The following is an 11,037-nucleotide window of genomic DNA, read 5'->3' as shown; positions in this document are numbered from 1 at the left end:
ACCTTTATCCGTCACATGATCCTCTTCGACCTTAAATGCAGCCAGGGCCACCGGTTCGAAGGCTGGTTCCGCAACGGCGCCGCCTATGAGGCGCAAGCCGCCGCGCGCGCCATCACCTGCCCCCTGTGCGGCGATGTCCATGTCGACAAGGCGCCCATGGCGCCTGCCATCACCAAGGGGGCCCGTGTCCGGGAAAAGGATGTGGCGGCCCCGCCGTCCCCACCGCCCCCCGCGTCCGACACGGAAAAGGCAGCCCAGGCGGAAATCCTGCGCCACCTGCGCGAACTGCGCAGCCATGTGGAAAAGAATGCTGATTATGTGGGTGAGCGCTTCGCCGACGAAGCCCGCAAAATCCATTATGGCGAGGCGGAAGGCCGCGCCATCTATGGCGAAACCTCGGTGGAGCAGGCCGAAGCCCTGCGCGAGGAGGGCGTGCCCGTGGCCAGCATTCCCTGGCTGCCGACGGAGAATTGAAGCGCGCCTGACACCATACTGTCACCCGCATGCGCCGGACCGTCATCAGCCGGTCATGGTTGCAATGCCATAGTCGGCGGCCCGGCATCATCGGCATACGATGCACCGGCCCCCTGTGACGATGCGGGTGATACGTGGCGCGCGGCACGCTCAGAAGTCTGACCTGGCGGCAGGTGTTGGTGACCATCACCGGTGCGCTGGTCATCGGCCTGTTGATCACCCTGGCGGAAGGCGGTTTCGCCGTGGCGCGGGAGCGGGAAAAGGCCGCGCGGCGCATCGACCAGATCATGAATCTGATCGCCGGATCGGCCGCCACTGCGCTCTGGAATTTCGACGATGGCCTGGCCCGCAATCTTTTCGCGCCGGTCCTTGCGCTGGACATCGTCGACCGGATCGAAATACGTGACCTGACGGGCACGGAATTTGCCGCGGATGGAAGGGTGGGTGGCGCCGACGCCTGGTCGCGGCTGATCTTCGGGGATCTGCTGCGGGTCAGCCGGCCGCTTTCCATCATCGGCAATGATGGTGCGGGTCAGGAGATCGGCACCCTGATCCTGCATATCGATCCCGTGGCGCTGGGCGAGGATCTGAGAACCTACATCATCAGCACGCTGGTCGGCGGCCTGTTGCGCAACCTGCTGCTGGGGGCGTTGCTGTCGGTTATTTTCCACCTGTTCCTGACACGTCCCCTCATCGCCCTGGGACGAGACCTGATCAGGGTGCGGCCGACCGAACCCCTGGCCAATCCGATCCGCGTGCCCAGCGGCCATCGCAGCGACGAACTGGGCTATGTGGCCTCCCGCATCAACGAACTGCTGGCCCAGTTGCACCGGTCCCAGGTGGAACTGCGGCGGCTGGCAACACGGGACCCGCTGACCGATCTTCCCAACCGCGTCCTGATGACGGAAACGTTGAATGTGGCGCTGGAGCGGGCGGGGCGGGAGGCGACGCATCTGGCCGTGCTGTTCCTGGACCTGGACCGTTTCAAGCATGTCAATGACAGTCTGGGCCATGGCGCCGGCGACGAACTGCTGCGGGAAATCGGCGGACGCCTGCGCGGTGTCCTGAGGCAGAGCAATGTCATCGGCCGTCTGGGGGGCGACGAGTTTCTGGTGCTGCTGGAAAATACGGGCACGGTGGAGGAAGTGGCCCAGGCCGCCTCCCGGCTGCTCACCGCGCTGTCACGGCCGTTCGGGGTGGCCGGGCAGGTTGTGCATGCGGGGGCCAGCATCGGCATCGCCATGCATCCGCAGGACGGCGATGATGCGGTCACGCTGATGCGCCATGCGGATGTCGCCATGTATGCAGCCAAGGCAACGGGCGGCGGCGCCTTCAAATTTTTCGACAAGGCCATGACCGAACGGGCGCTGGTGATGCTGCGCACGGAGGCGAGTCTGCGCGACGCTCTGGCCGGCGATCAGCTTCAGCTCTACTACCAGCCAAAGATCGATCTGGCCACCGGCCGTCTGGCGGGGGTGGAGGCGCTGGTGCGCTGGCCCCATGGCGACCGCATGATATCCCCGGCAGAGTTCATTCCCGTGGCGGAGGAAACCGGCCTGATCGTGGAGCTTGGCGAATGGGTCCTGCGCCGGGCGAGCCGGGATGCCGCGCGCTGGCGCCATCTGCGCGGGTCGGTGACCGTGGCGGTCAATGTATCCGCCCGGCAATTGGCCGAGCCCGATTTCCCGGAACGGGCTGTCCGCCTTGTCTCCGAAGCGGGGCTGCTTCCCCGGCAATTCGTCCTGGAAATCACCGAGACGGTGGTCATGCGTGACGTGACCCGGCAACTGGCGGTCCTGCAAGCGCTGCGCGGGTTCGGGTTCGGCGTTGCCGTCGATGATTTCGGCACAGGCTATTCGTCGCTCTCCTACCTGCGTCAGCTTCCTGTCACCATGCTGAAGATCGATCGCAGCTTCGTGAACGACCTGCCCGGTGATCCGGCCATTGCCGCGACGGTGGTGGCGTTGGGCAAACGCCTGGGGCTGACCACCATCGCCGAAGGAGTGGAAACCGTCAGTCAGCTTGAATGGCTGCGGGCCGAAGGTTGCACCCTGGCCCAGGGCTTCCTCCTGGCGAAACCGATGCCCGCCGAGCGGTTCGAGCGGGAGTTCCTGATGGAAATCGCCGCCACAGCCTGAATCCAGGCCCCGACCCATGGAGCCCAGACCCGTGGACCGGCAGCGACCGGTCCACGGGGTTTTCACGCGGGTCCGTTACCGGGCTGCCGTCAGCCCAGACCCTTCTCCACAAACGCCGCCATGCGCCGCGCGAAGGACAGCGGGTCGGGCAGCGTCTCGCCCTCCAGGATGCGCGCCTGGTCCAGCAGCAGCCAGGCCGCATCCTCCAGCGAGGTGGCCGCCCCGTCCTGCGTGGCCTTTTCCGCCAGACGGCGGATCAGCGGGTGGCCGGGATTGATCTCCAGCACACGCTTGGACGCGGCATCGGCCCCCAATTGCCCATGCTGCTTCAACAGGCGCTGCAGATGGATGTCCATGTCGCCATCATCGGCCACCAGACAGACGGCGCTGTCGGTCAGCCGCTCTGAACGCCGGACGTCCTTCACCTCTTCGCCCAGGGTCAGCTTCAGCAGGGCCGTCAGGGAGGACAGGTCGCCGTCGGACGCCTTTTCCTTCTGTGCCTCTTCCGGCTTCTCCTCGCCCTTGATCTTGGACAGATCGGCGCCGCCGCGCGTGACCGACTTGAACTGTTTGCCGTCGGTTTCGCGCACCGACCCGACCCAGAATTCATCCACCGGATCGGTCAGCAGCAGCACCTCCACGCCCTTGGCGCGGAAACCTTCGACCTGCGGGCTGCGATCCACGGCCGATTTCTCATCGCCCGTGATGTAGTAGATGGCGTCCTGGCCTTCCTTCATGCGGGAAATGTAGGTGGCCAGGCTGACCAGCTCGCCCTTGCTCTCCGTGGTCCGGAAACGCAGCAGCTTCAACAGGTCGTCGCGGTGGGTATAATCCTCATACAGCCCTTCCTTCAGCACGGCGCCGAACGCGTCCCAGAAACGGGCATAATCAGCGGCCTGCTCCGGATCGGCGGCCTTCTTGTTCAGATCACCCAGGACACGCTTCACGATCCCGGCCTTCAGCTTGGCCAGAACCGGATTGTTCTGCAGCATCTCGCGGCTGACATTCAGCGGCAGGTCTTCGCTGTCCACCACGCCCTTCAGGAAGCGCAGATAGGGCGGGACCAGCCCTTCCGCCTCGTCCGTGATGAAGACGCGGCGGACATAGAGCTTCACATGATGCGCGCGGCGCGGATCGAACAGGTCGAAGGGCCGCTGCTGCGGCACGAACAGCAGGCCCGTATATTCGATCACCCCTTCGGCCCGCCAATGCAGGGTCAGCCACGGCTCGTCATAGGCGTGGCCGACATGGTGATAGAATTCCTTGTACTGCTCTTCCGTGATCTCCGACTTGGACCGGCTCCACAGGGCGTTAGCGGCGTTCACGCTGTCGGTGGTGTCGGCCCCCAGCAGGATGGGCACCGCGATATGGTCGGAATAGGTCTTGATGACATGGCGCAGGCGGTGTTCCTCCAGGAACTCCGTCTCGGCCTCGCGGATATGCATGACGATGCGGGTGCCGCGCGCCGGGGCATTGTCATCCTCGGCCACCGTGAAGCTGCCCTGCCCGTCGCTGACCCAGCGCCAGCCGGCGGCTTCGCCCGCCTTGCGGCTGAACACTTCGACCTTTTCCGCCACCATGAAGGCGGAATAGAAGCCGACGCCGAACTGGCCGATCAGGCTGACATCCTTCTTGCTGTCGCCTGACAGGTTCTTGACGAAGGCCGACGTGCCCGACCGGGCGATGGTGCCCAGATTATCCACCAGATCCTGGCGGTTCATGCCGATGCCATTATCGACCAGGGTCAGGGTCTTGGCGTCCTTGTCGGCGATCAGCCGGATCTTGAAGTCGCGGTCGTCCCCCAGCAGCGACCCGTCGGTCAGCGCCGCGTAACGCAGCCGGTCGCACGCGTCCGACGCGTTGGAGATCAGTTCCCGCAGGAAGACTTCCTTCTCCGAGTAGAGGCTGTGCGCCACGATATCCAGCAGGCGGCTGACCTCGGCCTGGAAACTGAGCCGTTCCTCGCTCATCTCTCTCACCTTGCTCTGCGATTTACATCCAATGAGGGTGGCGTTGAAGCCGCTGCTGGATATGGGGCAAGCTCATGGCAAGCGCAAGCGTGAGCGCGATTCATTGCCATGCGGACGGGGCCGGCACGGTATAATTCTACAGGTCCGGCAGTTGCAGCGGCAGGTCTGCGCGGCAATCCCCCTTGGCCACCGCATCCCGCAGGGCGGCCGCCAGGACGGACAGGGCCAGGTCGCGGTTGGGCAGGCGGGCAAGGTCTCCGTCGGCATCCAGTTTCAGCCCCTGCCGCGCCGCCTGGGCGCGCAGGGCGGCGGCGATGGGTTCCTGGCCGGCATGGCTGGGTCCGCACTGAACCAGCGCCAGACGCGGCGCATCCGTTCCCTGGCGCATCAGCGCAAAAAAGCCGAACAGATAGCGTTCCTCGGCATTGCCCCCGTCATCGGTCAGGGTGCGGGCCAGATCCTTGGCATGGCGGGTGCCGTGCAGCAGGCGCTCCAGCCCCGTCTGCGTCACCCGGCCCTGGGCCAGATACAGGGCCCGCGCCTCCCCGCCCGGCACCTGGATGGCCGACAGCGGCACGCCGGGCATGGGCAGGAACGCAATGGAACCGACACGGCCGCCGGGCGCGCTGACCACATAGCGCACGCCGACGCGCATCTTCTCCTCCATCACGGTCAGCGTGTCGCCCGTGCCGGTGGGCAGGTCGCGCGGCATGGCGCCCGCCGGCACCTCCTCCCCCGTGGGCAGCACGGGCACCCGTGATGTCAGCACGGGCTTGCACCCGGCCAGCGCCAGGGCCAGCAGCAGCAGCAGGGGAAGGGTCCGGCGCCTCATCGTGTTTTCCAGGTGCGGTTGGGTCCCGTATCAATATGGGTATGGCCGGTGGTGGGATAAAAGGCGGCACCGCCCCGCTGCATGGTTTTGGCGATCTCGCCCAGGGCGGCGCCGGGCAGCAGCGGTACCTTGAAATCCATGGCCCGGCCCTGCAGGTGGTAGCTTTCGCGGGCGGCATTGGGATTGTTGCGCATCAGATCCGTGTTGGTGCCGGGGGAACGGAACCCGTCCGTCACCTGCACCACGGTCGTGGGCGGCAGGCCCGTGCGTTGCAACAGGTCGAACATGAAATCCATCAGCAGCGGGTCGATGCGCCCCACCTGCCCCGTGCGCCGGTCGCGCAGCAGATGATCGATCTGCTGCATGGCGCGAGGATCATAGGTATCATTGTGGAAATAGATGACATCCACCATCTCCCCGCTTTTCACATGGGCCAGCACGATGCGGCGGACGGCGGGCAGCGGTGGCAGGTCGGGGGGCGGCCCCTCCTCCTCCTCGGCCACGGGCGGGCGGGTGGAACAGGCAGCCAGGGGGAACAGCAGCAGGGCCGCCAGAAGGGCACGGCGAGGCGTCGGGATCATGCAAGCACCGGTTCCATCGCCAGCCGGTAGCCGCCATCGACCCGCATCAGCAGCGGCTGGCCCACCGCCAGCTTGCGGCGCAGACGATAGATGTGGGTTTCCAGCGTATGGGTGTCGATCCCGGCGCCATAGCCCCAGACCGCACCCAGAAGATCCTCACGCGGGGCGGTTCCCCCCCGGCGGCAGAGATGGTCCAGGATCTGCGTCTCCTTCTCCGTCAGGCGGATGCGTGTGCCGTCGGCCGCCTCAAGCCGCTTGGCCGCCGGCAGGAAGCGGTAGGGTCCGATGGACAGGACCTCCCCCGCCGTCGCGGCCGACAGGGCGTCGGCCCGGCGCAGCAGCGCCTTCAGCCGGGCCAGCAGCGTGCCCAGGCGGATCGGTTTTGCCAGATGGTCGTCGGCCCCGGCCGGCAGGCCCATGCCCGCTGGCAGCAGCAGCAGCAGCGGTCCCGCCAGACCGCCCGCGCGCAAGGCCGGGATCAGCCCGTCCACGGCCAGCGTGGCATCCAGCAGGGCGCCATCCGCCCCGTGCAGCGCCAGATTGGCAAGGGCCTCTTCCCCCGTGGCGGCGGGAAACGGGCACAGGCTTTGCTGCGCCGCCAATTGCTCGGCCAGCGTCTGGCGCAGGGTTTCGTCCGGTTCGATCAGCAGGATGCGCTTGGGCGCGGTGTCCATGACGCCCCCGGTCACTCGCCGGGGCCGGGGCCCAGGGGCTCACGGCCGCGCGTGGCCTGCGGCATCAGTTCCACGATGGTCAGGCCCAGGCGGCCATCGACCACCACCAGCTCGCCGCGCGCCACCATGCGGTCATTGACATAGACGTCGACGGGATCGCCCACCACCCGTTCCAGATCCACGATGTCGCCCGGCCCCATGCGCAGAAGCTGGCTGATGCGCAGGCGCCGCCGGCCCAGGCGCACCGAAACCTGCACCGGCACGGACAGGATGGAGGAACGGTCGATATCGTCGCCGGACATCGGGTCGGGCATAGGGATCGGTTCTTTCCGCGCCAGGGGGAAATGTGACTGCCGCGACTATAGGGATTTCCGCGGCGCAGGAAAAGAGTCCCCGCCGTCAGGGGCTTGAAAGCGTCCGGATGGCAGCGTCCAGACCGTCGGGCCACAGGGCCAGGTTGACGGATTGCTGGACGATGGCGATGTTCACGCCGCCCACCCGCCATTCAGTGCCCATGCGCACCAGCAGCGGCCCACCGCTGGTGCCCCGGCTGGCGGAGCAATTGTGATAGACCAGCACCATCCCGGCATCGGGATGCGTCGCCTGGCCGACGACGGCACAGTCCCGGTCGGCCATCAGCAGATGGACACGATCCTGGCTGAACCCGGCCAGGGCCACGACATCCCCTTGCGCGGCGGCCCGGGGGGCGGGCGCCAGGGCGGGGACGGGGGCGACATCCGACAGGCGCAGCAGGGCCCAGTCGAAACGCCCGCTGAAACCCGGCCGCGTGCCGTCATAGCTGGAAGGCACATGCATCCGCTCGACCGTCAGGTGGGTCTTGTACTCCCCCCGCTCATAACCCAGCAGCACATGCAGGGAACCGGCCTCCAGCAGGCGGCGGGTCCGGGGATTGTACAGGCAATGGGCGGCGGTCAGCACCAGCCGGGGGCCGATGACGGTCCCGGTGCATTTGCCGCCGATATTGGTCTGCACCCGCGCCACGCTGTTCCAGGGTGGCGTCGAGATATCGACGATCTGACGGCTGTCTTCTTGCGACACACCGGGCGCGCGCACCGCCTGTGCGGACGCAGGCGCGGCCGACAATGACAGGGCCAGGATGGCGGGGATCAGCCGGCGCATGGCGGCCGGATCAGAAGGGGCTGCCGTCGCCACCGCCGGGGTCGCCGCCCGTCAGGAAGGTCCAGAAGGCGAAATAGAAGACACCGGCAAAGGGCAGCCCGATCAGCATGCCCAGCAGCATATAGACAACATACATGACGCACCTTCGATAGAAGCGGCTGCGCAAAAGGGGAAACGGACGCCCATCCAGCGGCGCGACCGTTCCCCACAGCTACGCCCGTCCGCGTCCCTTGTCATCGGACAAATGGACGCGGACGGTGCATCGCTCGTCACCCGATCCAGTCCAGGGTCGTGTTCGACAATTGGGCCGTCCGTCCGTCGGAGGCACCGATATGCAGGAAATGCAGCAGCGGGTTCAGGCCGCTCCCCGCGACGTCGGCATTGGTGTCCATATAGGCGCGGGTATTGAAGTAGGCGGACGGGTCCCGCCCCTCCTTCCAGCCGAAGCTGTTATAATGGCCCCACGCCGTGACCTCGCCCCGCGCCACGGCGGTGGCCACGTCGCGGTTATGGGCCAGGTAATAATCCGTGTCGAACAGGGCGTTGGCGTCGCGCCCCTCCTTCTCCCCATAGAACCGGAAATGGTCCCAACCGCTGGTCAGCGTGCCGTTGCGCACGGCGTTGGCCACATCGCTGTTGCGGGACAGGTACAGCGCCTCGTCAAAGCCGTTGCGCGCCGCGTCCGCCGCCGGCCGGCTGTTCAGCACGACCTCCAGTCCGAACGTGACGATCTCGATCCCTTTCAGGATGTCGGTGCCGTCGCCGTTCAGGTTGGTGATGGTCATGGTGCCGTCGGGATCGCGGACCAGCGTATGATCGCCGCCGACAAAGCCCAGTCGCCCGTCGTACCGGACGATATCCAGCCCGTCATTGCCGAAGATGCGGTCGTCACCGGCGCCACCGATGAAGAGATCGTCGCCCGGCCCGCCGGCCAGATCGTCATTGCCGGCCCCGCCGATCAGCGTGTCATTGCCCGAACCGCCGGTCAGCAGGTCGTTACCGTCGCCGCCATCCAGGCTGTCATCCCCGGCATTGCCCAGCAGCGTGTCGTTGCCGGCCATACCCTTGATGATATTGTCCAGGCCGTTGCCGGCAATGGCATTGTCCAGGCGGTTGCCGATGCCGATCAGGGCGCCGGCATTGGCCGGGTTGGGCACATGGCCGCGCCAGGCATAGTCCAGGCTCATATCCTCCACGAAGTCGGGCAGGACATAGTCGATATGGGTGACGACCACATCGTGGCCGCCGCCCGCTTCTTCCCGGATCACCACGCCATAATGGGCGATGTCATAGATGTCGTCGCCGGCCCCGCCCGACAGCGTGTCGCGCGGGGACTGGGAAAGCAGGGTGTCGTCATTGGGCGTTCCCGCCCGCAAGGTGCCAGACATGTTCTTTTCAATCCGCAAAGGATGGTTGCCGCCCCTGCTGGTTCATTCTGTCGCCGATCATGGCCGATCCATGTCCAGCCGAAGGCCGATCCATGAAATAACGCCACCCATGACGAGAAAATATGAAACAGTTGAAACACAACCAAGTAAACGCCCCTTCTTTTCTTATAAATTTCCCCCATGAAAAGCGCAAATGCCAGGAAGACCCACGGGCATGGAGCCAATCACGCTTAAGAAGTGCCATTTTATTGCAAAACTGTAACGAAACCGGGCAGGGCGCACAGTTTGCGGTGTCGCCGGGGGCCGAAAAAGGCGCGAGGGCGGTCGGGTGGCTCCCCCGGCCGGGATGCCAGTGGCACCACCGGCAACGGCGGAAAAGACAAAAGGCCCCGCCGTTGCCGGCGGAGCCTTTGTTTTGGTGGAGCCAAGCGGGATCGAACCGCTGACCTCTACAATGCCATTGTAGCGCTCTCCCAGCTGAGCTATGGCCCCGAAACCTTTTGGCGCCGTCTGGGTCGTCAGCGCCGTGCGCGGGTTTATCTAGAAACTCGCCCGCGGATGCAAGTGGAAAATTCGGGCCGGCGGTGGATTTCTCCTGCCGCAGGCCCGACGGTCCGATCAGACCTCTTCCTCGCCTTCGACATCGACGACTTCACCCATGTCGTCGCCGTCATCCAGCTCGTCGGCATCCTCCAGCAGGACGTCCTCGTCCTCGCCCACGCCGTCATCGACCTCGTCGGCCTCCAACTCGTCGGCGACGTCGACATCGTCATCGACAATGTCCTCTGCGACCTCGTCCAGTCCTTCCTCGACCTCCGTATCCAGCGCCTCCTCGTCACGCGGGGCGACCACCTTCTTGGTGTCCTCCACCGGCAGGGGACGGGCGCGGCGCGACTTCAGCAGCGCCTCGGGATCGAAGACGGTGCCGCACGACGGGCATGTCGGCGGGTCCTTCTTCATGTCGTAGTAACGTCCGCCGCAATTCGGGCAGATACGCTTGATACCCCACTCGGGTTTGGCCACGGCAATACCTCCGTAAATCACGCGCGCCTGGAAATGCGCCGCGGTTGTGGCCGCATCTGCCATGGCTGGCGCCCCCTGTCAAACGGAAGTGTGACGGTTCGTGCGTGTTACGGCCATGCGGGCACCGGCGGCCGGCTTCCCGGCCCCCGGCTTCCATGCTATGCCCGGCGGGCACCCGATGTCACGCAAGGCAGACCGATGGCGCAAACGGACCTCTCTTCCCTGGCCCTGATCCTGGCCGCCGCCGCCCGTGGCACAACGCGGCTTTCCGGTGGCAAGGGGGATGGCGCAAGGCAACTGGCCACGGCGCTGACGGCCCTGGGGGCCCGCCTGGACGATGATGGCCAGGGCTGCTGGACCGTGCGGGGCACGGGCACCGGCGGCTGGCGGGAACCGGGGCGGGTGCTGGAACTGGGTCTGGTGCCAGGGGCGGCGGCATTGCTGGCGGGAATGCTGGCCACCCTGCCCTTTCCTTGCGTCCTGGCCGCCGACTCGGGCCAAGCTCCCCTGTCGCTGGCGGCATTGCGTGCCCCGCTGGAGCGGGTGGGGGCGCGGCTGGTGCTGGGGCGGGGTGACCAACTGCCCGGTTCGATCACCGGTGCCGCCTGGCCCTTGCCGGCCCACCATGCGGGTCTGGACGGTGCTGCGGCCCTGCCGATCCTGCTGGCGGGACTGAACAGCCCCGGGCGCACCGGCGTGGATGCGCTGCCGGAACTGGAACCCGCGCTGACCCTGCTGCGCCGGTTCGGCGCAGGGGTCGAAACGGCGGACGGGGTCACCTGGGTGACAGGTTACCCCGATTTGACGGGAACCGACC

Annotated in this window: 11 protein-coding genes, 1 tRNA gene and 1 pseudogene; 3 read left to right on the top strand and 10 right to left on the bottom strand. The window is 66.4% G+C overall.

Features of this window, described 5'->3' with window-relative positions; translation table 11 throughout:
- Positions 1-15 precede the first annotated feature (15 nt).
- Together KBA48_RS01790 and KBA48_RS01785 are read left to right on the top strand one after the other, a co-directional pair.
- Positions 16-474, top strand: coding sequence for a DUF1178 family protein (locus KBA48_RS01790; protein WP_292903170.1), 459 nt, complete (start codon positions 16-18; stop codon positions 472-474).
- A 179-nt stretch (positions 475-653) separates the two neighbouring features.
- The gene (locus KBA48_RS01785) at positions 654-2,612 is read left to right on the top strand and encodes an EAL domain-containing protein (protein WP_292903168.1); all 1,959 of its coding nucleotides are present in this window, start codon (positions 654-656) and stop codon (positions 2,610-2,612) included.
- 89 nt (positions 2,613-2,701) lie between these two features.
- Here the strand turns inward: KBA48_RS01785 and htpG are convergent, their stop codons facing one another.
- From htpG to KBA48_RS01735, 10 genes are all read right to left on the bottom strand, one after another.
- Positions 2,702-4,582, bottom strand: a complete 1,881-nt coding sequence (gene htpG / locus KBA48_RS01780) for a molecular chaperone HtpG (RefSeq protein ID WP_292903166.1) — start codon at positions 4,580-4,582, stop codon at positions 2,702-2,704.
- 136 nt (positions 4,583-4,718) lie between these two features.
- Complete coding sequence (locus tag KBA48_RS01775; protein ID WP_292903164.1) at positions 4,719-5,414, bottom strand: hypothetical protein; 696 nt, start codon at positions 5,412-5,414, stop codon at positions 4,719-4,721.
- The gene (locus KBA48_RS01770; RefSeq protein ID WP_292903162.1) at positions 5,411-5,995 is read right to left on the bottom strand and encodes a DUF882 domain-containing protein; all 585 of its coding nucleotides are present in this window, start codon (positions 5,993-5,995) and stop codon (positions 5,411-5,413) included. Before KBA48_RS01770 ends, KBA48_RS01775 begins: the two co-directional genes overlap by 4 nt.
- Positions 5,992-6,669: a winged helix-turn-helix domain-containing protein gene (locus tag KBA48_RS01765; protein ID WP_292903160.1), complete on the bottom strand. Its 678-nt coding sequence runs from the start codon at positions 6,667-6,669 to the stop codon at positions 5,992-5,994. The genes KBA48_RS01770 and KBA48_RS01765 overlap by 4 nt, the downstream gene beginning before the upstream one ends.
- A gap of 11 nt (positions 6,670-6,680) precedes the next feature.
- The gene (gene fliN / locus KBA48_RS01760) at positions 6,681-6,983 is read right to left on the bottom strand and encodes a flagellar motor switch protein FliN (protein ID WP_292903158.1); all 303 of its coding nucleotides are present in this window, start codon (positions 6,981-6,983) and stop codon (positions 6,681-6,683) included.
- An 85-nt stretch (positions 6,984-7,068) separates the two neighbouring features.
- Entirely contained in the window at positions 7,069-7,809 is a 741-nt protein-coding gene (locus KBA48_RS01755; RefSeq protein WP_292903156.1) for a trypsin-like peptidase domain-containing protein, read from the bottom strand.
- A 10-nt stretch (positions 7,810-7,819) separates the two neighbouring features.
- Positions 7,820-7,945, bottom strand: a complete 126-nt coding sequence (locus KBA48_RS01750; RefSeq protein WP_292903154.1) for a hypothetical protein — start codon at positions 7,943-7,945, stop codon at positions 7,820-7,822.
- Positions 7,946-8,078: 133 nt separating this feature from the next.
- Entirely contained in the window at positions 8,079-9,197 is a 1,119-nt protein-coding gene (locus tag KBA48_RS01745) for a hypothetical protein (protein ID WP_292903152.1), read from the bottom strand.
- A 416-nt stretch (positions 9,198-9,613) separates the two neighbouring features.
- Positions 9,614-9,689: transfer RNA gene (locus KBA48_RS01740), tRNA-Ala, on the bottom strand.
- A 126-nt stretch (positions 9,690-9,815) separates the two neighbouring features.
- Positions 9,816-10,283 (bottom strand): TIGR02300 family protein, encoded by a 468-nt coding sequence (locus KBA48_RS01735; protein ID WP_292903150.1) that lies wholly within the window; start codon positions 10,281-10,283, stop codon positions 9,816-9,818.
- A 135-nt stretch (positions 10,284-10,418) separates the two neighbouring features.
- Here KBA48_RS01735 and KBA48_RS01730 point away from each other — a divergent pair.
- Positions 10,419-11,037: pseudogene (locus KBA48_RS01730) on the top strand (3-phosphoshikimate 1-carboxyvinyltransferase); the annotation flags it as partial.

This window comes from Niveispirillum sp. (genome assembly GCF_017996735.1).
Classification (GTDB): Bacteria; Pseudomonadota; Alphaproteobacteria; order Azospirillales; family Azospirillaceae; genus Niveispirillum.
The sequence above is the reverse complement of the archived record's forward strand: the minus strand, read 5'-3'. Positions and strand labels throughout refer to the sequence as shown.